At 70.8% G+C, this 24,708-nt stretch carries 19 protein-coding genes; 4 read left to right on the top strand and 15 right to left on the bottom strand.

Annotated features, from left to right (window positions below):
- Positions 1-270: 270 nt before the first annotated feature.
- On the top strand, positions 271-3,063 hold the full coding sequence (locus AB0B91_RS33415; RefSeq protein ID WP_358327951.1) for a BTAD domain-containing putative transcriptional regulator: 2,793 nt from the start codon (positions 271-273) through the stop codon (positions 3,061-3,063).
- Positions 3,064-3,121: 58 nt separating this feature from the next.
- Positions 3,122-3,475 (top strand): tyrosine-type recombinase/integrase, encoded by a 354-nt coding sequence (locus tag AB0B91_RS33410; protein WP_358327949.1) that lies wholly within the window; start codon positions 3,122-3,124, stop codon positions 3,473-3,475.
- Between the two features lie 316 nt (positions 3,476-3,791).
- Here the strand turns inward: AB0B91_RS33410 and AB0B91_RS33405 are convergent, their stop codons facing one another.
- A complete protein-coding gene (locus AB0B91_RS33405) occupies positions 3,792-4,520 on the bottom strand; it encodes a hypothetical protein (RefSeq protein WP_358327947.1) in 729 nt (242 codons plus the stop codon).
- Positions 4,521-4,863: 343 nt separating this feature from the next.
- Between AB0B91_RS33405 and AB0B91_RS33400 the strand changes: the two genes are divergently transcribed.
- Positions 4,864-5,556 carry a hypothetical protein gene (locus AB0B91_RS33400; RefSeq protein ID WP_358327945.1) on the top strand — a complete coding sequence of 231 codons (693 nt, stop codon included), beginning with the start codon at positions 4,864-4,866 and terminating at the stop codon, positions 5,554-5,556.
- A 782-nt stretch (positions 5,557-6,338) separates the two neighbouring features.
- Here AB0B91_RS33400 and AB0B91_RS33395 read toward each other — a convergent pair.
- From AB0B91_RS33395 to AB0B91_RS33330, 14 genes are all read right to left on the bottom strand, one after another.
- Positions 6,339-6,575: a hypothetical protein gene (locus AB0B91_RS33395; protein WP_358327944.1), complete on the bottom strand. Its 237-nt coding sequence runs from the start codon at positions 6,573-6,575 to the stop codon at positions 6,339-6,341.
- Positions 6,576-6,653: 78 nt separating this feature from the next.
- The gene (locus tag AB0B91_RS33390; protein ID WP_358327942.1) at positions 6,654-7,061 is read right to left on the bottom strand and encodes a hypothetical protein; all 408 of its coding nucleotides are present in this window, start codon (positions 7,059-7,061) and stop codon (positions 6,654-6,656) included.
- Between the two features lie 310 nt (positions 7,062-7,371).
- Positions 7,372-8,682 (bottom strand): cation:proton antiporter, encoded by a 1,311-nt coding sequence (locus tag AB0B91_RS33385; protein ID WP_358327940.1) that lies wholly within the window; start codon positions 8,680-8,682, stop codon positions 7,372-7,374.
- Positions 8,679-9,983, bottom strand: a complete 1,305-nt coding sequence (locus AB0B91_RS33380; RefSeq protein ID WP_358327938.1) for a hypothetical protein — start codon at positions 9,981-9,983, stop codon at positions 8,679-8,681. Before AB0B91_RS33380 ends, AB0B91_RS33385 begins: the two co-directional genes overlap by 4 nt.
- 57 nt (positions 9,984-10,040) lie before the next feature.
- Complete coding sequence (locus AB0B91_RS33375; RefSeq protein WP_358327936.1) at positions 10,041-11,351, bottom strand: MFS transporter; 1,311 nt, start codon at positions 11,349-11,351, stop codon at positions 10,041-10,043.
- 63 nt (positions 11,352-11,414) lie between these two features.
- Positions 11,415-12,512 carry a phytanoyl-CoA dioxygenase family protein gene (locus AB0B91_RS33370; protein ID WP_358327934.1) on the bottom strand — a complete coding sequence of 366 codons (1,098 nt, stop codon included), beginning with the start codon at positions 12,510-12,512 and terminating at the stop codon, positions 11,415-11,417.
- A 40-nt stretch (positions 12,513-12,552) separates the two neighbouring features.
- Positions 12,553-13,056, bottom strand: a complete 504-nt coding sequence (locus tag AB0B91_RS33365) for a flavin reductase family protein (RefSeq protein WP_358327932.1) — start codon at positions 13,054-13,056, stop codon at positions 12,553-12,555.
- Entirely contained in the window at positions 13,053-14,636 is a 1,584-nt protein-coding gene (locus AB0B91_RS33360) for an NAD(P)/FAD-dependent oxidoreductase (protein WP_358327930.1), read from the bottom strand. Before AB0B91_RS33360 ends, AB0B91_RS33365 begins: the two co-directional genes overlap by 4 nt.
- A gap of 28 nt (positions 14,637-14,664) precedes the next feature.
- The gene (locus AB0B91_RS33355; protein ID WP_358327928.1) at positions 14,665-17,538 is read right to left on the bottom strand and encodes an insulinase family protein; all 2,874 of its coding nucleotides are present in this window, start codon (positions 17,536-17,538) and stop codon (positions 14,665-14,667) included.
- On the bottom strand, positions 17,532-18,638 hold the full coding sequence (locus tag AB0B91_RS33350; RefSeq protein ID WP_358327926.1) for a ThiF family adenylyltransferase: 1,107 nt from the start codon (positions 18,636-18,638) through the stop codon (positions 17,532-17,534). Before AB0B91_RS33350 ends, AB0B91_RS33355 begins: the two co-directional genes overlap by 7 nt.
- Entirely contained in the window at positions 18,631-19,881 is a 1,251-nt protein-coding gene (locus tag AB0B91_RS33345; protein ID WP_358327924.1) for an HEXXH motif-containing putative peptide modification protein, read from the bottom strand. Before AB0B91_RS33345 ends, AB0B91_RS33350 begins: the two co-directional genes overlap by 8 nt.
- 39 nt (positions 19,882-19,920) lie before the next feature.
- Positions 19,921-21,156, bottom strand: coding sequence for an HEXXH motif-containing putative peptide modification protein (locus tag AB0B91_RS33340; RefSeq protein ID WP_358327922.1), 1,236 nt, complete (start codon positions 21,154-21,156; stop codon positions 19,921-19,923).
- The gene (locus tag AB0B91_RS33335; protein WP_358327920.1) at positions 21,143-22,444 is read right to left on the bottom strand and encodes a hypothetical protein; all 1,302 of its coding nucleotides are present in this window, start codon (positions 22,442-22,444) and stop codon (positions 21,143-21,145) included. Before AB0B91_RS33335 ends, AB0B91_RS33340 begins: the two co-directional genes overlap by 14 nt.
- A gap of 95 nt (positions 22,445-22,539) precedes the next feature.
- Positions 22,540-22,668: a hypothetical protein gene (locus AB0B91_RS33330; RefSeq protein WP_358327918.1), complete on the bottom strand. Its 129-nt coding sequence runs from the start codon at positions 22,666-22,668 to the stop codon at positions 22,540-22,542.
- A gap of 330 nt (positions 22,669-22,998) precedes the next feature.
- Between AB0B91_RS33330 and AB0B91_RS33325 the strand changes: the two genes are divergently transcribed.
- Entirely contained in the window at positions 22,999-24,384 is a 1,386-nt protein-coding gene (locus AB0B91_RS33325) for a helix-turn-helix domain-containing protein (protein WP_358327916.1), read from the top strand.
- The last annotated feature ends 324 nt before the right edge of the window (positions 24,385-24,708 follow it).

Genomic DNA, 24,708 nt, shown 5'->3' with positions numbered 1-24,708 from the left:
CTGATATGGACACTTCGGTCTCCTGTGGTCTCGATCCAAACTGGTTTCGGCGAAAGCGGCTGCCCGGCCCCCATGCTCATGAGCCTGACCCGAGCGACGGGGCCGACGAGCCCGTCCAGCGACATGCCTCATAACGAAGATCACATGCCGACGGGCCCCTCGGTGGATCACGCTCGCGCGAGATGATCGCCAGTTTGGCGGACCCCGGGTGGCAAAGTGGTGTCAGTCCGGTGGCACTCACCGTAGGACCCGGGCGGGCGAGAGGGGGTGATGCGCGTGCTGGCCGTCGAGTTGCTCGGGCCGCTGCGCGTTTCCGTGGCCGGGAGGCCGGTCGAACTGCCCCCGGGGCGGCAGCGCGTGTTGATGGCGGTGCTGGCGATGTCAGCGGGCCGTACCGTCCCGACGGACAGGCTGGCGACTGCGGTGTGGGGCACCGATCCGCGCGGCGACCCGCGGGTCAACCTCCGTACCACCGTCAAGCGCGTACGCCGCGCCCTGGGAACCGTCGAGCTGATCGTGTCCCGGTCGGGCGGCTACCTGCTGGCGGCCGAGCCGGACCAGGTCGACGCCCTGTGCTTCGGCCTCCTGCTCGATGGGGCCGCGGCGGCGCCGGACCCGGCGGCCGAGCGGTCCCGGCTGGCCGAGGCGCTGGCGCTGTGGCGCGGCACCCCCTTCGACGGGATCCGATCGGACTGGCTGGAGCACTTCGTGGCCCCGGCGCTGCAGGATCGGTACCTGACCGCGCTGGAGCGCCGGGTCGACCTGGACCTGGCACACGGAGCGCAGCCGGACCCGGCCCAACTGGCCAAGGCCGCCGAGCGGCATCCGCTGCGGGAATCGCTGTGGGCGCGGCTGCTGCGGGTGCTGGAGTCGGCCGGTCGTCCTGCCGAGGCGCTGGAGCGGTACGAGACGATCCGGCGCCGGCTCGCCGAGGAGCTCGGCGCCGATCCCAGCCCTGAGCTGCGGCAGGTTCATGCCGATCTGCTCGTCGTCGGCGCCCCGCCGGCCGGGCGCGCGGTGCCCAGGCAGTTGCCCGCCACCGTCAACGGGTTCGCCGGGCGGGAGACCGAGCTGGCGGCGCTGGACGCGCTGCTCGTCCCGCCGGACGAGATCCGGCCGGACGAGACGAGGTCCCGGTCGCCGCTGATCACGGTAATCTCCGGCACGGCCGGCGTCGGGAAGACCACACTCGCGGTGCACTGGGCGCACCGGGTCGCCGGGCGCTTCCCGGACGGCCAGCTCTACGTCAACCTGCGCGGATACGACCCCTCGGGGGAGGCCGTACGACCGGCGGCGGCCATTCGCGAGTTCCTCGGCGCGCTGGAAGTGCCGCCGCACCGGATCCCGGACGGCCTGGACGCGCAAGCCGGGCTCTACCGCAGCCTGCTGGCCGGACGGCGCATGCTGGTGCTACTCGACAACGCCCGCGACGCCGACCAGGTCGCCCCACTGCTGCCCGGAGCGCCCGGCTGCCTGGTGGTGGTCACCAGCCGGGATCATCTCACCAGGCTGGTCATGACGTACGGTGCGCATCCGCTCCCCATCGGCCTGCTGCCGCCGGACGAGGCAAAGCGGCTGCTGGCCGCCCGGCTCGGCCAGGACAGGATGGCTGCCCAGCCCGCCGCCGTCGAAGAGATCGTCCGCCGCTGCGCCGGGCTACCGCTGGCGCTGGCGATCGTCGCCGCCCGCGCCGCGATCCATCCCACGCATCCGCTCGGCACGCTCGCCGCCGAGCTTCGGGACGCCCTCGGTGCGCTGGACCGTGCCGTCAACGTACGGGCGATCTTCTCGTGGTCGTACGAGTCGCTCGGCAACGAGGCGGCGGCGCGGCTGTTCCGGCTGGTCGCCGGGCTACATCCCGGCCCGGACAGCACGGTCACCGCCGCCGCCAGCCTGGCGGGCGTCCCGGTCCCCCAGGTACGGGCGCCGCTGGCCGAGCTGACCCGCGCCAACCTGCTCACCGAACACGCCCCGGGCCGCTACTCCTGCCACGACCTGCTACGCGCCTACGCCTCCGAACTCTGCCAGGCCCGCGACCCGGACCGGGACGCCGCTCGGCGCCGCATCGTGGACCACTACGTCCATACCGCGTACGCCGCCCAGCGGCTGCTTGGCGGCGACATGGAGGGGGACGTCGAGACCGTCGCCTCCGCCGCGCCGGGCCCGGGCGTCTGCGTCACCGACCTCGCCGGACGCGACGCGCCGATGGCCTGGTTCGCGGCCGAGCGTCCTGCCCTGCTCGCCGCCCTGGAGCTCGCCGCCGATCTGGGCCTCGACCGGCAGGTCTGCTACCTGGCGCGGGCGTTGTTCGTTTTCCTGCATGGGCAGGGCTTCTGGCACGACCGGGCCGAGACCCAGCAGGCCGCTGTGGCCGCCGCCCGGCGGCTGGGCGACCCGGTGGAAGAGTCTCGCGCGTACCGCAACCTGGCCTTCGCGCTGGCCGACCTGGGCCGCTTCGACGACGCCCACCGCAACCTCGACGCCGCCCTGGAACGAGCACATGACGACCCCGCAGGTCAGGCGTGGACGCACTACCACCGCGACATCGTGTACGCCCTCCAGGGCCGGGAGGCCGACGCACTCGACGCCGCCCGCCGCGCCCACGACCTGTTCGACCAGCTGGGCGACCAGGTCGGCCGGGCCATCGCGCTCACCGACCTCGGCTTTCACCACGGCCGCCTGGGAAACCACGCCCAGGCCCTTGAGTTGTGCGAGCAGGCCCTGATCCTGCACCAGAAGCTCGGCAACCGCCCCCACGAGGCCCATACCTGGTCGTGCCTGGCCGACACCCGCCTCCAACTGGGCGATCCGGCCGGGGCCGTCCCCTGCTACCGCCGGGCCCTGGACCTGTTCCGGGAATTCGGCGATCCATACGCCGAGGCCAGCACCCTCGCCCACCTGGGCGCCTGCCATTACCTCGCCGGAGACCACGCGGCCGCCCACGAGCAGTGGCGCCACGCCCACACCCTCCTCGGCGACCACGACCCCTCCACTAACCAGATCCACACCCAGCTGGCGATCATCGACAAGTCCACCGCCGACGCCTTCCGTCGCCGACGCTGACTCGGCGAACGGCGCTGCACGTCGGCCTGCTCCTCGGCGGGCTGGCGACTATAGGGAAGTGTCCAGGAGTGCCAGAGCTCGAGGGGCTCAAGGCGGCGAGGCATGGCAAGATCACAACCTGGTGTTCTTGAACCAGCGTCGGAACCCGACTGGACTGCGCCAACGCGCGGCGAGCGTTCCGCAAGATCACCAAGGAAGCGGAGATCGAACCGCCTGGAGTCCCCGCGAACTGCGGCACTCGTTCGTCTCCATCATGAGTGACCAGGGCGTACCCATCGAGACCATCGCCGATCTCGTCGGGCACGCGGGCACCAGCGTCACGGAAGCGGTCTACCGGCACCAGCTCAGACCGGTGATCACCAAAGGCGCCCACACGATGAACACCATCTTCGGCGACAGCCGACAGGGGTAGAGAGTCCGAGTGAGATGGCTCCCCGATTGGCTCCCATCGACTCCCAGACAAGGGAAAAGGGCTCCGGATCAACTCCGAAACCCCTTGTCACCTGCAACTATCCTGGTGGGGTGTTCACGAGTGGGTGTGACCTGCGGCGGCAGAGGGGGTGTATTGATCGCTTCCCGTCCAGAACGTGATCGTTTCCCGGGTGTCGCGCTGGGACCTGGTGGCGGAGATACCGATGGTGTTCGGCAGCCTTGCCGCCCCGGGTTACGGATCCTAAGCGCTGCCTGCAAGTGGAGGGCCACAGGTCCGCTGCGGGAGGTAGACACGCTCAAGGCGGCCTATCAACATCTCCGCGAGACGGATGCAAGGCCGGTTCAATGATGGCGAGCAGTTCAAGCATGGGTTCTTGTGTCTGTTCAGCAAAAGTCGCCTCCACGGCTGCGGCAGCGGGCCCGCCTGTGAGCCAGGCAAGTACCTGCTGGTAAGCAGGGCTTCGGCGGTTCCAGAAGGCGTTGGTCAGGCGCTCGCCCGACAAGCCGGTCAGGACGAAGTCGTGTAGGTGCCTGATTGCGGCGTCGGTGTCGAGCTTGCTCCAAGCGCTGAGGCAGGGTGTCAGATCCATGCCTGTGGCGCCCAGAGCGCACAGCACAGTGGCGACCGAGGGGTGGACCGGATAGTTGCGCAGCGTTTCGCGCCACCATTCACTCAGGAACGCTGCTATGGCATCTCGCTCGTCAATCGGCCAGGTCCACCACTCGGCCGAGGCGAGCTTGCCAAAAACGATCTCGGGGTCTGGATAGGTGAAGGCGTCCGCTGCCGCGCATTCGAGCAGGCGCGGTAGAAAGTAGCGGAACTCAGCGACGCCACCCCACGTGGTAAGGGCCTTAGCGGCGTAGCGGGCCAGCAACTCAGCCTCCACCGACCTGACTGGCCCAACCAGAATGCACAGTTCCTCACCTGGCTCGACGCAATGCGGGCAACCGACCATGCGCTCGGGTCGCGGAACGTGTCCGAAGACTTCGTACATCCGCCGCTTGGCGGCTTCCCATTCCGGCATTGACCGATTATCAGCGGTGCAGTGCGGAACCCGCACCTCGCTTTGCCGCCGGGATGGCGATGATCAGAACGCGTAGTCACTCAGCAGCCGGAAAGGCCGCTCCCCATAACTGGAAAACGGCCTCTGACCTGGAGTGGAGCGTTCTTGAGTGGGTCGGATCAGGGACGATCGGGTGATGTCTGTGATCGCTTCCCAAGTTCGCAATGATCGTTTCCCAGGCTCGGCGATGTTCAAGAAATCTCCACAGCGATGACTACCACACAGCTCCACGGTCTCTGGGAAACACCGCATACGGTGGGGATATAGGTCATGACGGATGCACCGTCGAGCGTAGGGAGCGGCGATGAACTTGGAGGCCGTCGATCGGCTGCGGGCGGAGGCGTCCCGCGAGGACTACGCGTCGATGGCCCGGCTGGCACGGGTGCTGTACGAGACTGGGCTCGGCCCGCGCGAGGTGCTGCGCGAATGCTACGGCGTCATGTTTCCTGAGGAGCTCTTCGTTGTCGTCGACGCCGGGTTGTGGTCCCTGGACCTGCTGGCGTACTTCACCAACCAGCCCTGGGAGTTGGCCGTCCCACCCGACCGGGGCGGCCCGGCGGAGACGCCTGACGCTATGGCCGACACCGAGTCGCTCATTTTGGCGCGCGACCCCGATCTGGTGCCGCTCCTGCAGATTCCCGCTGCTAGGGCTGGCGGGAACGACCGTATCGTGTGCTATCGGCTGAAGGAGCTCCGGGCGGGCCGTCCGACGGTCTTCTGCCTTGGCGCAGAGCCCTACCCCAGCGTGGAGGTGTGTGGAGGTGAGGCGGTGCGCTGCGGCGAGTCCATGCTCGCGGTCCTGTACGAGGAACACGTCACCGACCTCCGCTCGCTTGAGGAGGAGTTGCACAGTACGTGGAACCGGGGTGCGGGCTCGGTCTCTGGAGACGAGGCCAAGCAGGCACGCGCGTCCCTGGAGATGGTCGTGGAACTGCAACGGCAAGCAGACGGCACCAGAGCGTCCGCGCCAAGGGCGGGCATAGGCGCTGTCACATAGTCTCCACCAAGCCCGGAACGGTTCATGTTTACCGCCCTCAGCTGACGAGGTGACCGGATTCGTCTGGCTCACCGCCACCACGGCCGAGGCAAACGAACCCGGTCGGAAACCTCTGAAACGACAAGATCCCGCCTGATTCCGATGATCAGACGGGATCCCGTCAACTTCAGTCCAGCCGTTTCAAGAACGGCCCCTGGTGGAGATGAGGGGATTCGAACCCCTGACCCCTTCGATGCGAAGGAACTCCGGGAAGTCCGAGGATGTCGATCCGAGTCGATCGGGTGCCCCTCACCTTACAGAACGCTCCGGGGAGGACGCGGGAAGTCTGAGGGAGCCGCAAGGCGGTGGCTCCCAAAATTGGCTCCCGTGGCTCCTCCCCGGGTGGGAGAGGAATCCATGATCGAGTACCCTCCTGACGACAATGACGGGCGTTTCCTCGAAGACCCCCGTTCTCGTCAGGTATCCCCTACGCGATGACCAGGACCTCGATCGCGACTCGTGGCCGTGGCTACCGGGCACCGTCCTGGGTCCATGCGGTCCAGACGAGTGGCGGGTCGTCGTCGAGGTGCTGGCTCTGGCCATCCCCGACCCCAGCGTGCCCAATGGGGACGCCCCGGAGAACCTGCTCTACCCCGCGTGCTTCCGCGACGCGACCGGGATTCGCGCCGTCAGCATCGCGTTCGCCCTGGACGCGCCACGCCGCGAGCCGTGTTTCATAGGTGGTCGCTTATGGAACAGCCCAGAACCTGAAGCCGGGGCGATGGGCAAAGTAGTCCCCGTGCTCACGTCCCGGTCACAGACGTGTGCGCCTGCGGCTGCCGTGGTGCCCGCGCGGTCTGCAGACGGTGCTGTCGCAGGAGGGCGCGGATGCGGGCGGCCAGGACCATGATCCCAGTCGCGGCGGTCAGGCCGACTGTGGCAAGGAGAGTCGGCCAGATGCGCGGCAGCAGGACAAAGGTGACGTCACGGCCGCCGACGATCGGTTCCAGGATGCGCGGCAGGAAGACGAACACCGGCAACGGCAGCAGATAGGGAGCGAGCCGGAGCGTCGTCCTCCAGAGAGCGGCGGTGGCGCGGCGCTGCGCCCAACGTCGCGCTCAACGAGCTTTGACGGCCCCGCCTGTCGCGATCGAGAGCGCGGCGGCGAGGGCGGTCAGGTCGGCGATGAAGGCGAGCGGGAGCAGGGCGCCCGTGCCGGGTGTGTCCTGGGTCAGGGCTATGAGGTCTTCCATGATGGCCTCGACGTCGGCTTCCAGCGGCATGCGGCTGTTGGACATCAGCGCGATGCCGTACCCGCTGTCGGGCAGAAGCACCATGGTGACCGTGGAGGTGAAGGACGATCCGGGGTGCGTGATCTGCCGGGGCCCGCTGTAGGGTTCGGGGTTGTCCCAGCCGAGGGCGTAGCGTCCGTCGGGTGCGCTGGGCCGGCGCAGCTCGCGCAGCCCTCGCTGGGAGAGGACCGCGCTCGTCGCGTCACGGGTGTGCAGGCCCCGTCCGGGCCCCACGCGCCGAGCCGGGCCTCGGCGGCCCACCAGGTCTCGGTGTGCCCGTCGCGGAAGACGCGCTCGACCTGGTGCCAGTCGCCGGGCTCGGTCGGTCCGTTCCAGGCCAGCGCGCGGGCGGCGTCGGCGGGGGTGTGCGCCTCAGAGCCGTAGGCCCAGGTGCCGTGGCGGGGCCGCACCGCCATCACCCAGGCCAGGCCGGCCTGGCGCAGCTCGCCGCGGAAGTTGTCCAGGTGGCTGCGGCACGAGCGGAGATCCCGCACTTCCCGGAGCACATGCGGGGCCCATCACATCCAGGTGGTCGAAATGCCGACTACGATCGATCGGCGGTCTCCGTCATTCGCATCTCCTTCCTGCTCAAGGGCCGGATGCCGACCGGCTCCGCGTGCGGCCGCTTCGGCAGCAGCGGCCCGGCCATCATCGTGGTGATCAAGGCCATGAGGACCATCATCGTGAACAGGCGATCGTCCAGAACGCCGAGACTCACCCCGGCCGTGAGCATGACGATCTCCGTAAGCCCGCGTGTGTTGACCAGCACGCCCAGGGTGGCCGCTTCCCTCCAGGACAGCCCGAACAGCCGGCCGGGGATCACCGATCCCAGGAGTTTGCCAGCCACGGCCACCAGGACGATGGCGGTCAGCTCGAGGAGGCCCGCCCCGCCGAGGGAGCCAACGTTCACGCCGAGTCCCGTGACGATGAAGAACACGGGGAGCAGGATCGCGCTCATGTGCTGCAGGGGCCGCCGCACCACCTCGAACAACTCGTCCCCAGGCTCGCGCGGCATGATGACGCCAAAGGCGAAGGCGCCGAAGATCGGGTGGATGCCGATCCACGCTGTGACGCAGGACGACAGCAGCACGCCCGCGACGATGACGGCGAGCAGCGCGGACGGCCGCCCCGGACGCAGGGAGAACCGCACAAACCTGGTCAGCAGCGGGCGCACGACCAGCAGCATGGCGGCTGCGTACAGCAGTGTCAGGGTCAACAGGCGGAGCAGATCCTCCGAGCCGCCCGCGGTGGCGACCATCGTGACCAGGGCGAGCAGGCACCACGCCAGCACGTCGTCCACAGCGGCGCTGGCCAGCGCGAGCACGCCGATCCGCGTGTTCGTCATCCGGTGCTCGTGCAGGATGCGGGCCAGTACCGGGAAGGCCGTGACCGACATGGCGGCGCCCAGGAACAGCACGAAGGCTGCGTACGGCACCTGCCGCCCGCCCACCAACGCGTGCGCGTCGTAGAGGAACGTGGCCAGGCCCACGCCGAGCCCGAAGGCCAGCCCGATCGAGCCGACCGAGACACCCGCCGCCACCTTGCCGAACCCCTTGATCAGCCGCGCGTCGAGCTCCCAGCCGACACCGAACATAAATAGGAGCAGCCCCACCTGGGAGACGGCCGAGAGGAGCGGCCGGGCCTCGACGGGGAACAGGATGTGTGTCGGGTTGCCAGGCAGCAGCCCCAGCAGGCTCGGTCCCAGGGCGACCCCCGCCACGATCTCTCCCATGACGGGAGGCTGTCCGAGCCGCCGCGCCACCTTGCCGAGGACCGCCCCCAGGAGCAGGATGGCGGCGATGTCGGCCATCACCACCGCGACCAGCGCTTCGGTGCTGAGACCTGATCCGTTCATCGGGTCTGCCCCGCCTCGGCTCGTTCCCGGGCCGCCGCACGCCAGGAGGCGGCCCAGTCCATGACATCCTTGGTGCCCAGCTGCCCGGCGAGCCGGTGGGCCGCGGCGCACGCGCTGTAGGCCCCGCGGTCCAGATCCAGCACCCGTAGGTACGCGTACATGGCCGCCTCGTGGTCGCCCTCCGCTTCGAGGCTGCCGGCCAGCAGGTTCTGGGCCTTGGGCGCGTACGGGGCACCGAGCGCGACCGCGCGCAGGTAGGACGCCCTGGCCTGCGCGCGGTCGCCGGCCCGCGCGAGGACGTCGCCCAAGGTGATGTGCACCTTGCCGTCATGGGGATCCAGCTCCGCAGCCTCCCGCGCGTAGCCGAGCGCCGCGTCCGCCGTGCCACGGGCGAGGGCTGCGCGGGTCCGGGTCTCCAGCAGGGGGTGCAGGTTCTGCCGCCGCACCAGATCTTCCTGCTCCGTGGCGGCGGGCATCGACCGCGCGGCTTCCTCGGCCAGGTCAAGCTCGGCGGCCGTGCGGGCATGGTCGCCCTGCAGGAAGGGGAGGTAGCTGACGGCTCGCCAGAACGTGCTGACGGCGAGCCGGTCCCGCCAGTCCGCGCCGTCCAGCCGGGCGAGGCGCTCCTCGGCCAGCCTGCGCCAGTGCCGGACCGCGGCGACGTCCGGCCGCGTGCCGCGCGCGTGCAGGACGACCAGCGTGGTGGCGGCCCCGAGGGCGCTTCGCGCGGGGATCCGTGCGGCGGTGGCGACGGCGGCCAGGACCTCTCGGTCACGGCGGACCGAGGCGGCGTCCGTGTGCAGCCGCTTGCGGACGTGGGTCAGCTTCATGGCGATGGCGGCCGCGATCGGCGAGGCGGTCGCCTCCTCCGGCTGCAGGTCGGGCAGGACCCCCTGCGCCGCGGCATCCATGCCGAGCGCGCAGTGCAGCACACCGAGCCGCAGGCGCGCCTCCTGGGTCAGCGTGCTCGCCCGGCCCGTCAGCTCGGCCACGTGTCCCCAGCGATCCGTCCAGTACTCGGCCGGCAGGTCGCCCGGCCGGGCCGCCGCCAGCTCGGGCCGTCCGGTCTGGTCGGCGACGGCGAGCCGCAGGCCACGTGGCGGGTGCAGCTGGAAGGGTGTCGGCGGCAGCGCCGTGTCGAGCTCCTCGTAGGCGCGAGGCACGCTACTGGTGTGCAGCGAGCAGTCGGCCGGTTCGTGCAGCCCGAAGTACGGCCCGAGCAGCCAGAGGTCGTAGCGGTCGCCGGGCTCGCGCGGTGACCGGCCGTCCGGGACCCGGGCCAGCCCGAGGGACGTGCTCAAGTACGCGGGCCTCATGGTGCCAGTTCCAACGATGCTCCAAGGTGTGCGGAAGAACGGTCAGCGGAGCGCACGGATCGCCTTCTGCGCGGCGATGTACGCACCCCCGACGACGAAGACGGCGGCGACGGCGCCCAGCGCGGCGGCGGAGCTCGTGGCCCCGGCGAGCGCTCCGAGCACGATGACCCCGACGGGAGTCAGCGACGAGCTGAGGGACATGACCCCGGCCATGACGCGCCCACGTACCTCCTTGGGCACCGTCGTCTGCACGAAGCTGGCCACGCCGATCGTCGCCGCCCCCGCCGGGATTCCGACGAGGGCCATCGCCAGCGGGGCGATCCAGGGCGCCGGCACCGCCACGATCATGAGGACCGCGAGCCCTTGGACGATGAAGTTGGCAGCCAGGACGATCCCGCGTCGCTCCATGAGGAACGTGTGGGAGATGAGCAGGAGGCCGATCACCCGTCCCGCTCCCATGGCGGCCACGGCGACCCCGTAGAGCAGGGTGCTCGGGTCCCCCCGTTCGGCCAGGAAGGCGGGGAGCAGGAAAATGATGCTGTACTGGGCGCCGTCGAGCACCGGGTAGACGAGGAACTGTGGCCGGAGCACCTTGTCCCGCCAGATATACCTCAGCCCCTCCACCGCGTCGGAGAAGGCTCCCGACAGGGAGCGCGCCTTCTTGGCGGGGCCGGCCTGCGTCCGCGGGCCGACCGTGGTCCGGACCGTGCGCGCCACCAGGAGGATGAGCACCGCCGACACGGCGAAGGTGACGGCGTCGGCGCCGAGCAGCCAGCCCACGGGCACGACCGCGAGCAGGGCTCCGCTCAGGGTCGCGCCGACGACGGTGACCACGTTGAACGAGCCGATGATCAGCGAGTCCATGCGCACCAGCCGCTTGAAGTCGCCGCCGGCCAGCTCGGGCAGGACGGTCTGCACGGCGGGCATGAAGACGACCGCCGGGATGGACAGCACGATCGTCCCCACGACGAGGCCGGTGATGCCGACCGTCTGCGCCGCGAGGGCCACGGCCAGCAGCGTCGTGACGACCAGCCGGACGAGGTCGGCGGACACCAACAGCCTGAAGCGGTCCACGCGGTCGACGATCACGCCTCCGGCCAGGCCCAGCACGGCCATGGGGACCGCCAGCGCCACGCCGATCAGCGCGGTGTCCATGACGCCGCCCAGCACGTTGGTCGAGTACCAGGACAGCCCGACGCGGTACAACTGGTCGCCCAGCGCCGACTGCACGAGAGCCAGCCACAGCAGCAGGAAGGAGACGTGCCGCAGCAGCGCCATCCCGGAGGGTGGCCGCGGCGGCTCGGCGTCGGCGGGGGGCGCGCTCGCGCGGCGTCGGGTGTTCGGCTCCGTCATCTGATGCACCACTCCTGATCGTTCGGTGAGAGAGGCCGTGGCCGGCCGTAGATCGTGAGCCGGTCAGTCCGCCAGACCGGCCGCTCGCAGCCGCCGTAGGAGGTCCCGGTAGCCGAAGCCGGGATTCTCCGCCTCGGCGCCCATGCGGTGCGCGCCCTCCTCCTCGGGCCGGGTCTCGGGCAGGATCTGCGGGTAGAGGGGGCCGCCCATGGGGTCGCCCGGACGCAGGTCGTGCTCCCACAGGACGGGCACGTTCCCGACCCGGGGCGTGTAGACGGCGTCGTCGCCGCTCCAGCGGGTGCCGAGGGCGCGCCGGGGGATGGTGTCGTGCTGGTTGCCCGTGGAGTAGTGCAGCGTGCGGAAGTGGAAGACCAGCGCGTCACCAGGCTGGACGTCCCAGCTCACGATGGGCAGCCGGTCCCGGTTGGGCTCGACGCTGACCAGGCCCTCGAGGTCGGGTTCGATGGGCGTGGTGGCCATGTCCTGCTCGTACTGGCGGTGCACGCCGCCCTGGAAGCCGTACCTGATGACGTCCCAGGAGGTGACCTCGTCCTCCTCGGAGGGCAGAGCGGGCTGCTTGGTGGGCTTCCAGCCGAGCTGTCCCAGCATGCGCTCGACGCGCTCGTCCGGGGCGCCCTTGTAGTCGTCCACGAGCGGCGAGCGGGCCCACAGGTGGGACCCCGCAACGAACTGCAGCGCGCTGTTCTCGGTGCTCACGTTGTCGCAGGCGAGCCAGATGTTCATGCGCTGGCGGCCCTGGACCGGCCATGCGGACTCGTCCCGGTGCCACAGCGTGGGTATGGCGCACCCGGGATCCTTCTTGAACATGTGATCCACGACGAAGTTGACCCGGCTGCTGCGCATGATCTGCTGGGCGATGTGGGCCGCCGGCGAGGAGAAGATGAAGTCGTGGAAGCCCTGGTCGTACTTCCACATGTACAGGTCACTGTGCAGTCCCTTGCCGGACAGGAGCTTGCCGAAGGGGGTGGGGTTCTCGGCGAGCCGGTCGATGGCCGCGCCCACGGTCTCCACCCAGTGGTCGGAGAAGAACCCGCGGAGCAGGATGGCGCCGTCCCGGTCGTAGGCAGCCACCTCCTCCTCGGTGAGGTCCCTGACCAGGGGCTCGGGCGTGGTACGGCGGTGCTCGAAAATCTGGGTCATTGCGTTCCTCCGGATGGATGAGAATGGGAAAGCGTGGGTGCTAGCGGAAGGCGCCCTGGCTGACCAGCAGGGGTTCGCTGGGGTCGCCCAGGGCGAGGCCGCGCACCCGGCCGACGATGATCAGGTGGTCACCGCCGGTGTGAATGTCGGCGGCTGTGAACTCCAGCCAGGCCGCGGCCCCGGCAAGGACCGGCGCGCCGGTTGCCGGTCCGCTGACGTGGGGCACGGCGGCGAACGACGCGGTGCCTGCGGGCCCGCGCACATGGGCGAAGTGCTCGGCCACCCGGCGCTGCCCCGCGGAGAGGATCGAGACGGCGAAGCCGTCCGCTTCCGGGATGAGCCTGGCCATCACCGAGGTGGACGCCACGCAGGCCAGCACGAGCGGCGGGTCGAGCGACACGGAGCAGAAGGCGTTGACCGTCATGCCGTGCACGGTCTTGCCGCTGCGGACGGTGAGCACCGTCACCCCGGTCGCGAACCTGCCCATCGCCCTGCGGAAGAGCGCCGTCCCGGACACCTGGTCACCGCGTGCCGCCGAGCTCATGCGCCGCCGTGCCCGGAGGCTCCGGCGGAGGCGAGGTCGAGCAGCCCGCCATCCACGAGGGTGCCGACGGCGCGGCGCAGCGAGGCAGCCTGTTCGGCGGGGATCTCCGCGGCCCGCATCAGCTCCCCCAGCGAACGGCGGCCGTCCACCGAGCGGAGCACCCGTTCGAGGGGGCTGCCGACGGGCGAGTAGATCTCGTGCGTGCGGTTGTGCAGGTGGTGCAGCTTGGTGCAGCGCACCAGAATCGACCCCTGCCGCATCCAGTCGGAGCTGCGCTGGACATGCCTGGCGTAGGCGAGCGGAGGGTCCAGCGCCACGTCGCTCGGCTTGGGACGGCACTTGAACTCATGGATCTTGCGCCGCACCGGGTCCGGGAACGGGAGCGTCCCGGCGCTCCGGGTGCCGGCGAAGAAGTCCATGCCCTCGACGCCCATCCCGGCGACGATCCGCTCGGCCGCTTCCTCGTCGATCCCGCCCAGCCAGCGCGAGCGCCAGAACCGGCTGACGCCGGGGTGCAGGCCGTACAGCAGCCTGATCATCTCGGTGGTCTTGGCGTAGTGGTTGCGTGCCCGGTGGTCGTACCAGCGGGCCGCCTCGTCCTCGCTGATCCGGCCGGCGAGCGTGGTGGAGATCGCAGCTCCCGCGGCGACCGCGGAGAACAGCGTGGCGTGCACGCCCGTCGAGAACAGCGGGTCGACGAACGCGGCGCTGTCGCCGACCAGCACGTAGCCCCGTTCCCACCAGGCCGAGCGGATCGCGTGGTTGCGGTACTTGAGCACGCGGGCCCGGCGGGTCAGCCGCGCTCCCTCGGTCATTCTGCGCACCAGCTTCGAGCTCTTCACCTGGCGCAGCAGGAAGTCGTTGGCGTCACGGCCGACGTCGTCCTCGTCACCGACGAAGCCCACTGAGGTGAGGGTGGGTGACAACGGGATGAACCAGAGCCAGCCGTCCTCGCACGCCTCCGTGATCACGTCATCGGCGTGCGGGGGATCCGGGCGGAGCGCGCCTTCCCAGTAGCCGCTGAGCGCCACCCGCTTGGGCCCGTACAGGTTCTCCTGCAGGCCGAGCTTGCGCGGCAGGAACTGGAACAGGCCGCTCGCGTCCACCACGTACCTGGCCTGGATGATGAACGGCTCCTGCCCGGCCTCCTGCGCGACGACGCCCGTCATCCGGCCTTCCTCGTTCCACACGACGTCGCGGGCCCAGTGCTCCTGGAGCACCCGCGCGCCGCTGTGCTCGGCGTGGTCGAGCAGCAGGCTGTCGAAGATGTGGCGCTGTACCTGGTAGGCGTAACCAGGGCGGGGCATGATCAGGCCGATCTTCTCCCGTTCCGGCCCCCACAGGAACACCGCGCCGCGCTTGCGCGGGAAGTCCTGCCGGGACAGCACCTCGCTGACACCGAGCTCCTCGAGGATGGGCATGGAGACGGCCAGCAACGACTCGCCCAGGTGATGGCGGGGGAACTTCTTGCCCTCCAGCACGACGACGTCGGCGCCCTCCCTGGCCAGCATGGTGGCGATGGTGGCCCCGCCGGGGCCGCCGCCGACCACGACCACGTCACAGTCGATGTTCTTGGTCACCACCGTGTTCTCGCTTCCGTCCTCGTCGTCATCTGTCGTCCGCTCGCCCCAGGTGGACGAGTGGGGTACGGGTCCCCGTCTGGGCCTCGTCAAGGTAGCGGGCGGCGCCGGTGACGCCGGCGACCTGCCGTTCCTCACTCAGGTGAGTGCGCGCCAGCTCGGTGACGTCGTGCGCGCTCACCTGTTCGAGCGCGGTTCGGGTGGTCCACCCGTGCCCGGTCCGCCCCTGGCGTCGCTCGCGAAGGACGTCGGCCGCCAGCGTGTGCACGGAGTGCAGCGGGTCCAGCGTCGCGACGGCGGCCGATCGGGCGGCTCGCAGCTCCGCCTCGTCGGGGCCGCGGACGGCCAGTTCCTCGATGGATTCCGTGATCAGGTCGAGCACGGACGGGATCTGGCTCGCACCCATCGCGATCACGCTGAGGACGCCGTCGCGCGGCTGCCAGGTGACCTTCGCGCCGTGTGCGGAACCGGCCACCCGCAGACGCCCGTAGAGGCGCTCCTGCAGGACCTGCGCCACGACGGCGAACGCAGGGGCGGCCGGGTCCGCGACCGCCACGCCGCGATAGCCCGCGACGACGGCCGACGTCCCCTCCTCCGCCTCCAGCACGATCAGCCTCGGCATCACAGCGCCCTCGGGCCCGCCGGCGGCGATACCCGAGCGGGCGGCGGGCACGGCCGGCGCGCCGGCCTCGGGCTGCTCGCCCTGGTCCGCGGCGAGCAGGCCGCTCAGCGGCGCCAGGTCGGGAACGCCAGCCTCCTTGCCCGCCGTGATGACCAGGGCCCCCCTCAGAGAGGCCAGCACGTCGGCCAGGCCGTCTATGGCCACGGTCAGACGTGCGGGATCGGCGAGCAGCTCCGCGGCGGTGCGCCGGGCGCCCCAGCCGGAGGTGGCGTCGCGCACCGCGCCGGTGCCCGTGAGCTCGGCGGCGACCGCCGAGCGCAGCAGCCGAACCGCCGCGCCGGGAGGGTTCGCCAGGCGTGTGCGCAGAGCCTGCTTCAGGCGCTCCGGCCACGCCTCGCGGGCCCGGGCGGGGGCCTGCCAGATGCGCGCGACGTGTCCGAGCAGTTCCTCCGCATCCTCGTCGAGGCAGTACGCGGTGATCTGGAGCCGGGTGCGGACTTGCTCCAGATCCACGTGATCGCTGTCGCTGACCATCTCGGCGGACATCGGTGGCCACGCCCCCAGGCCGAGCGACTGCGCGTGCGCACCGGCCAGGCAGAGCAGCTCGGGGGACAGGTAGCCGGTGGCCAGCTCCAGGTGCGCGTACATGACGCCGTGGCCGAGCAGCTCCGACACCCACGCGTCGAGCCCGTCCCGGATCCGGCGGATGGGTGGCTCCGGCCGCCGCGCCGCCACATGCAGGTCCGCCCGAAGCTCTGGCCGGCCACCGGCCGCGGCGGTGCCGGCCCCCCAGGCGTGCCGCCCAGCCGGCTGACCTACCGGCGCCGCCTCCATGGAGCCGGTGGCCGGATCGGGTGCCGGCGGGTGCGTACGGGCGCCCAGAAGGGCCGGAAGGTCGCGGTCGAAACGCTGGCGGGCCGTCGGGCCGGAACGATCGATCTTGGCCAGCCGGGTTCCGTGGGCCGCCAGAGCGGCACTCAGGGTCTCGGCGGCGGAGTCCGGCGCGTCGGCCACGGCTCGCAGGTGCTGCACGCGGGCGAGCTGCTCGAAGGGATCGGCGCCGTGGACCAGCCCGTTGACCAGGTCCATTACGGTGCGCACCCCCCACGGCCGCGGGGGCAGCGAGCGGTTCCCCCGATCACGCGCCCGGAGCAGGCGCCGCCGCGCCGCGGCACGCACCAGGTCGAGCGGCAGCGGCCGGCGCATGGCGTCCAGGACCAGCTCCTCCACCTCGCCCGTACCGGCCGTGCCGTCCAGCGCCGCGGAGATGCTCAGCACGGTGTGCGGCAGATGGGTGTAGGCACCGGTGCCCACGCCGGCGCGCAGCCCCCGCGCCCGCAGCGCCGACCATACCGGGCCGCCCGCACCGGTTAGCACGTCCGCGAGCACTTCGGCGTGCACGGCGGCTAGGGGGTGGGCGGCGGCGGCGATCGGCACGGCCACGATCACGTCCCCGTCCCGGCCGCCGGGCCCGCCCGGGACGACCGTGAGCGGCGCCCCAGCGGGTGCGAGCTCGATCGTCGGATGATGCGTCGACGACAGATCCGGGGCGTGGGGCGACCGGTGCCCGAGGACGCGCCGTGCGATCCGGTGCACCCGGTCCGGCGGCACGTCCCCGACGGTGACGAGCCAGGCGCACAGCGGATGGTAGTACTCCGCATGGTACCGGCGGGCGTCCTCGACGGTCAGGGTGAGCAGCTCGCGCGGGTCCTCGCCCTGCCCCTGCAGCAGCCGCCAGGAGGACGGGCCGTAGACGGCGGCCGTCACGGCGCGCGCGGCGATACCCGCCGGGTTGGACAGGCCGTCCACGGCCTCCTGCCAGACCACGCCGCCCGGCCTGCCGGAGCGGTCCACGCGCACCGCCTCGGAGTCGAAGTCCGGCGCGGCCATGGTGGGGGCGAACACCCCGTCCATCAACGCCTCGGCGAGCACGTCGAAGCTGGAGGGTGAGGTCGAGGCGGCCACGAAGGCCGTGTGGTCCGGGCCGGTGTAGGCGTTGAGGAAGGTGGTCTTGAGCCGGGACATGAGCGACGGGAACAGCCGAGGGCCAGGGAAGTTCCGCGACCCGGATCCGGCCAGGTGCTCGATGACGTGCGGAAGGCCGGGTAGACCGGTGGTGGGGGTCGGCAGGGCGAGCGCGACGACGGCGTTCACGTCGGCCGTGGCCAGGTGGAGGTGGCGTAGGCCGCTCAGCGGGTCCTCGAACAGCGTGGCCTCGTCGTGGCCGTACCGTGTCGCGGCCAGCCGGACGAAGTTCGTGATGTGCGCGGGTCTCAGCATGTCGAAGCGCCTCCCTCACCGTGGCACACCGGGCAGTCGGGGTGCGGCTTCAGCGGCCGCAGCCGACCGACGTAGTCCGCGCCCATCTCCCACAGCGCATCGCGGGTGACCACCGGCCCGAACCCGGCTACGTGGCGGAAGACCTCCATGACGGTGATGCTCGCGGTGGCCGACGCCCAGGGCGCCAGGCCGCCGGAGTTCCCCCGCGGCAGCCGCCGCATCGCGGCGACGACCTCGGGGAAGCGCGGCTCCCGCGCCGCGTGTTCGGCCCACTCGCACATGGGGCACGCGCTGGTACCCGGGTAGTAGAACGGGCCGACGCGCAGCCCGCTGGGATGAATCAGGGGTACCTTGGCCGTCCGGCACGCCTCGGCCAGCCAGCGCCGGATGAGCCAGGCCGGCTGGTCGGCGGCACCCACGACGAGGTCCACGCCCTCGACCAGCTCGCGCAAATCCTCGGGGCCGTCGGCACGCCGTTCGAGCCTGTGGACCCGCGCGCGCGGCGAGAACCGGGTCAGCGCCTCGGCGGCCGCCTCGACCTTGGGGCGGCCGATGTCCTCCTCCCGGAACAGGATGGATCTGTTCAGATTGGACGCCTCGACCCGGTCGGCGTCCATGAGGACGAAGTCGCGGATGCCGCAGCAGGCCAGGCCGTACAGGATCCAACTGCCCATCCCACCGACGCCGATGACGCCCACGCGGACGTTCAGCAGGCGCCCGAGCCGGTCGTAGCGGGACTCCCCGCCGAGCTCCAGCTCCGAGAACATGTGCACCAGCCGGTCGAAGCGAGCGAGGTCCTCGGGCAGCAGGTCGCTCGGCTCGTGCAGCACCTCCAGGAAGCCGTTGTCCTTGAGCAGTTGGAAGATCTCACCGGCTCGGCGGCGGTCGGCGTCGGAGCCCTCGCCGAGGCGGTCCAGCAGGTACCCCTCGGTGCTGCCATCGGCGAGCAGGTGCAGGATGCGCTCCTCCACGGGACCGAAGTGCGGCAGCCTGATGGTGGTGGTCGAGATGCGCGCGATGAGGGCGTCCTTGACGGGGACGAGCTGTGCCCGCCCGCGTAGCCGCCAGACCGGCTCCTGCCCGATGGTCTGCTCAGTCATGGGCGAGCGCGGCGAATCGGTCTAGCAGGTCCCGGCCCGCCGGGGTGAACTCGGCGCCTTCCCCAGTGAGCGTCGCCAGGCCCCTGCGCAGGTCCCCGAGGACCTCCTCGTGGCGGCGCGCGTACTCCGGGCCCGCGCCCCGCTTGAGCGCGCCGGCCAGCAGTTGGGCGATCCGGGCGAAGACGAAGGTGCCGTGCAGGATCTGGTGCAGTGGACGGGCGTCGCGCCGCCACGGGGACTCGACGAGGACGTCCGGCTCGGAGGCGAAGACGGGCTCGTGTTCCAGGATGAGCGTCAGCCTCAGGTGGCTCGCCTCATGCAGGAGGTGCTCGGCGGTGACGAGCCGGTCGGAGAACGGCGCCAGGTGCTCGCTCATGAAGATGGCTCCGAAGAAGCCGGTGTCGGTGAAGGTGGACAACAGGTTGCTGGCCACCGGCACGACGACCCGGACGTATGACCGGAGTTCCGCGCCGAAGGCGGGGCAGAACGTGTCGATGTCGGCGAGCGCCTGCTCGAAGTGCCGCACCGTGGCCGCGGGGATCGGGCCGTAGGGCATCAGGTCGCGCGGCGGGTACCCGGGGATGGCGGCCCTCGCCCGCTGGTTGGCGAAGAAGCGGAGGACGGCCGGGTCAGAGCCGTCCAGCTCGACGCCGCCGCCGATCGTGGCGCGGCGGACGAGCACCGGGTCGCCGGTCTCCGGCGCGGCGGCGAGCAGCCGGTCGGCGGCCACGATGGTCGTGTCGCTGCCAACGGTCAGGTCCAGCTCGCCGTTCCTGGCCTGGACGCGGACAGGCGTCCAGGCGGGCACGCCGAGAGCCACGTGGCAGGGATGCCCGGGGAAGCGCAGCTCGCCCTGGTCGTCCGTCGGCAGCGTGAGCGTGACGCCGTCCGCGATGCCCTCCTTCATAGCCGGCACGAGGACGAACCGTCCGAACTGCGGCAGCAGCCGGGCCAGTTCCGACGCGTCGCCTGCGGCGAACGCCGCCCGGACCCGGGTCCACCACGAGCTGAAGTAGGGGTGGTGGACGATGTTCTCGCGGGCGCCACCCGGCAGGTCCGTGTAGAGCGCCAGGGCCGATTCCACCACGGCGGCAGCCTCGGCGTCGGCGCGTTGGGTCAGCCGGGGCAGCACGTGCGCGACCGCCTCGGCGAGGCGCCGCCGGTATCGCAGGAGCAGATCGTCCTGGTGGCCGTCGGCAACCGCAATGGGACCGCTCCGGACGATGTCCGCTTGCTCGATCATTCTTGGTTCTCCTTCAGTGGGATCGACTCGGCCACGGGCTCACGCCGCCGCGCGCTCGAGACGTTCGGTCTCGGTACGGATCTCCGCGAAGATGGCCGACCCCCGTTCCGTGAGCCGCACGGAGTCGTCGATGATCTCCAGCGCCTCGTCCTGCAGCTTGAGCACCTCGCGGAGCCGGTTGAGGTAGGCCGACTCACCGGTCGTCTCGTACGTCCTGGCCAAGGCCGTGCCGATGCGCGCGAATACGAAGGCACCGTGGAAGAGGCCATCCACCGGGCGCAGCGTGCCGCGGTACGGGGATGGCACGCGCTCGTCGGGCGCGTGCTCGTGCAGCTCAAACAGCGCGAACAGGTCGTTCAGCCGCAGGTGGGCGGTCTCGTGAACCAGCCGTTCGATGACGGTCGGCACGTCGCCGAGATCGGTGCGCAGGAAGACGACCCCGTCGAGCGCGCTGTTGCTGAACGCCGCCACCTCGAGGCTCTCGAACGGGACGACCTGGCGGACCACCTCGCCGAGCTCGGCGTGCATCTCGGGCCAGGAGCGGCCGAGCAAGTTGATCGCGTCCTGGAGCAGCTTCAGGTAGGTGGCGTCCGGCGGGACCGCCGTGGCGTCGCCTCGGCCGCCCTCGGCCCGAGTGTTGGCGTTGGCAACGGCCAGGTATTCCGTCACCCAGGGGTCCGCGCCGTCCACCCAGATTCCTGGGCGGACGGAGGGCACGCGCGACGGCTCGGCCCCGGTCACCGTCTCCTCCTGTACGGAGATCCATACGGAGCCGGCGTCCCCGTCCGGCCCGACCGCCAGGGTCACCGTCTCACCGTCCGAGGCGGCCACGACGTCTGCGCCCGCCGGCAGCGGAATCCGCAGCGGCCACCCGGGCAGGCGCAGCCAGCCGTCGGCGGAGACCGCGAGGCGGAGCCCGTCGAAGGCGAGGCCGTGCCGCATCGAGGCCGCGGCCAGGAATCGCGGGAAGTGCACGGCCTGGGAGAGGAGCGCTCCCGCGTCACCCTGGCGGTAAGTCTGCGACAGGCGGAGCCACCAATAGCCGAACATGGGCGAGGTGACCAGGTCGCGGGCCGCTTGCTCCGGCAGCGCCGCCATCTGGTCCAGCCAGCGGGGGATCTGCTCGCCGACGGCCCGGTCGCCGTTCTTCTTCAGTCGCGCCGCGAGGGCGGGAAGGACGGCGCCGACCGCCTGGCGGCGCTTGTCCTTGAAGGCGAGACGGAACGAGTCGCCTTCGACCGCGCATGTGAGCGCGCCATGATCAGGGATGCTCATCGCGTCCCCCTTCCTTCAGAGTCTTCGGGGCCGCCGGCCGGTGCAGCCGGTGCAGCCGTTCTTCGCCCCAGCGGACGAGCGCCTGGTCCTTGAGCTCGCGCGCCGTGCGTACGAGACCGTCCACGGCGGTCACTGAGCCCGGGTCGGCGGCCGCGCCTGCCAGGTACGCCTCCAGCGCGCCGGGAAGGTCGCCGATCTTGTGACGGCATTGGCCGGCCAGGCACCAGGAGACGGCTGTGAAGGGCGGGCCGAGCCAGGCCGCGGTCTCGAAGTGCGGCAGCGCTGCCTCGGCGCCGACGTGCTCCAGCGTCATGTAGCCGAGGTCGCGGTGGACGCGGCTGTCGAGCGGGTCGTGCTCGGCGAGCCGCTGCGCGCGCGACTGTGCCAGCCTCCAGTCCCCGGACCACAGGGCCTCGCGGCTGCGGGTCTCCAGCATCGCGTGCAGGTTCTCCGCCTTGAGCAGCGCGAGGCCTTCGGTGTGGTCGGGCGCCTGACGCGCCAGGGTTTCGCATTCTTCCAGCAGGAGCGCGGTCGTCTCACGGTCCCCGCTCATGAACGGGCCGAAGCTGCAGGCGCGCAACAGAGCGCTCTGCGAGACGACGTCACTGTCGTCCCCCGCGAGCACGTCGTCGCGGCGGGCGAGGATCTCCTGCGACCGGCGCGCGACCTCGGCCTTGTCCTTGCTCACGCGCGCGTGGTGCACGAGGGCCGCCACCGCCGCCAGCGTGCGCTGCCGCGGGGACGGCGCGTGCTCCCGCACGGCGTCGATGACTCTGAGCGCGGCTTTCGCGGCGCGCGGTCCTGTCGCTTTGTACAGTGCGTTGGCGCGCGTCAGCGCGAGCGCTGCCGTCGCGGGGCCGCGGGCGATCGCAGCGGGGTCCGGTTCGGGAATCAGCCGCAGGACAGTCCGGTAGAAGCCCAGCCGGACGAGCAACGTCGCGACGCTGGGACGCGCCTCTTCCGGCAGTTCGTGCCAGCCGGCGACGTCCGCGCACAGATGCTCCCAGGCGGGCGTGCGGAGGTGAGGTGGCAAGGCTTCGGGCTCGGCGCAGTCGTACGGTTCCAGCCGGGTCTCCAACAGCAGGTGCCGGCGCAGGTACGCGACCGGGTTGCCCTGGAACGGCAGGCCCATGGGCCGCCCCGACACCATGCGGGCGGCGTGCAGAGCCAGAACCCGCGCGTGGATCGGACCGCCCTCCTCGGCAAGGTCCACGTACGGCCGCAGTCCCCGCAGCGCCGGGACGAGAGCCGCTCCCGGCTCCAGCGCCGGTATAGGAAACCGTTTCAATGCGACACCTCACCATGCCGGAGAAAGTGCAAGAATTTCCTGCCGAGAAGCGTGGGATTGCGCACCGTAGCGGGCGCGCAATCCCACGCGAGCCGCTACTCGGCGGCCAGATAAATATAGTTGTACTCGGCCGACATGAGTGTGCCGAATTCCTCGAGGAGCTTGCCCTCGGACTCGTCCAGCTGGAAGCTGGCCGACGCCTCGATCTTCGTGTTCTCCATCATCACTCCTTCCTTAACTCAGTCGCTATGGGTCACCAAGTTAATACGACCGGAAAGCCTAGCGTCCAGGAAGTTTTACCAGCAGTTCTGTCGGCAGAAGCAGCCCGCTGCAGGTGCGGCGGAGACCGCCCGGCGCGCAATCGTGCAGCGGAGCAGGGGTCGGGCGAACGGGAACGCCGGATTACCGCCATTTAAGATTTCGTTTCTGCCAACCACAGGAATCCGGTTGACCCGGAAACGCCTCTGTGCTGGGCTCTTTCCGAACAATGCGTGGGGGCCCGGTCGATAGACATCGTTGATGCCGATGAAGCGGCTGCGGCGCGCCGTCATAATATGATTGCAGACCGTGAGGAGTCCATTCTGGATCGCCAGTATTCCAATTCGGAGCGTAATCTCGCCGCAGCCCTCCGAGAATTCCGGCTTCGGGCCGGCCTGACGCAGGAGGAGCTGGCGGACTTATCCGGGCTCAGCGTTCGTACGATCGGCAATCTCGAACGCGCGCGCAGCGCCCGGCCGCACCGTCAGTCCGTCGACGTGCTCGCCCGGGCGCTCGGCCTTTCCGGACCCGAGCACGAGACCCTGCGCAGGGCAGCCCGGAGCCGGACGGTCCCGCCCGCTCCGCCCGGCGAGACCGCCGCTCCATACAGGAGCGTCATCCAGTTGCCCTTCGAGACGGTGGACCTCGTCGGCCGCGATGACACGATCGCCCGGGTCATCCGCGAGGCCGATGAGCGCAGGAAGGCGTCGCCGACACACGCCACCATCACCGCTTTCACCGGAATGGCGGGCGTCGGGAAGACCGCTCTCGCCGTCCACCTCGGCCACCAACTCAACGGGCAGTACCCTGAAGGACAGATCTTTCTCTCCCTGACCGCCCGCGGGCAGCGGGAGCTGACCCCCGCAGAAGGGCTGCGCCGGCTGCTGCGCGCCTTGGACGTCGCGCCGGAGGACATCCCTGAGACGCTGCAGGAACGCGAGACCCTCTTTCGCGACCGCGTCTCGCGGCGCCGTATCGTCATCATCTTGGACGGCGCCGCGTCCGAGGCACAGGTCACCTCCCTGCTGCCGGGAGCCTGCCCGTGCCACGTGCTCATCACCAGCAGGACCCGGCTGGCCGGGCTGAGCAAGGCCCTGCACATCGAGCTCAAGGAGCTCGACATGCGCTCCTCCCTGGAACTTCTGGAACGCACCGCCGGCGCGGCTCGCGTCCTGGAGGAACCGCAGGCCGCCCTCGACCTGGCCGCGCTCTGCCACGGCCTGCCGCTGGCACTGCGCATCGTCGGAGCCAGGATCGCCGCCAGGCCGCAACGACGGCTGACCGACCTGGTGCGGCGGATGTCCCGCGAAGGGTGTCTGCTCGACGAGCTGGAGTACCGTGACATGTCGGTCCGCGCCGCCCTGCTCCCAAGCTACGCCCGGCTGGACTTCGCGGCCCGGGACCTGCTGCACCAGCTCAGCCTGCGCGACCTGCCCGCCTCCTCGCTGTCGCAGGTGGCCTCCATGAGCGGGCGGCCGCTGTGGCAGGCCGAGAAAGCCGTCGAGCAGCTCATCGACCTGCGCCTGCTGGAGGAGGTGCGCACCGGCGACGGTCGGCAGCGGTACCGGCTGCACGGGCTCGTCCGGGCGTACGCGCGCGAGCAGGCCGGCCGCGTCGGGCTGCTCGACCTGAGCATCCCCGGGGCGTTGCCCGGAAGCGCTCCGTGCGTCGATAGGCGGTGACATGCTGCTCCGGCTGCTCGGCGCGCTCCAGGTTCGCGGCCACCAAGGCGAGCTGCAGGTGGGCGGTGCCATCACTAGGCGCATCCTGGCGATGCTGGCGGTCAACGCCAACCGACCTGTCCTCGTGGAGGGCCTAGCGGCCGCCGCGTGGGACGATGAGGAGCCGGCCATGGCACAGCGGCAGGTGCAGAAACAGGATCGGTGTTCTGCGCTCCGCCCTCATTCTCCTCTAGGAGTGTCCTGAAGATCTTGATGGTCTGGCCAGGCCGGGATCGGGGATTCAGACTTGGGTCATGATGGGCCGTCGGAGGGTTCCGGCTGGGC

Source organism: Nonomuraea sp. NPDC049141, from assembly GCF_040648415.1.
Lineage (GTDB): Bacteria > Actinomycetota > Actinomycetes > Streptosporangiales > Streptosporangiaceae > Nonomuraea.
The sequence above is the reverse complement of the archived record's forward strand: the minus strand, read 5'-3'. Positions and strand labels throughout refer to the sequence as shown.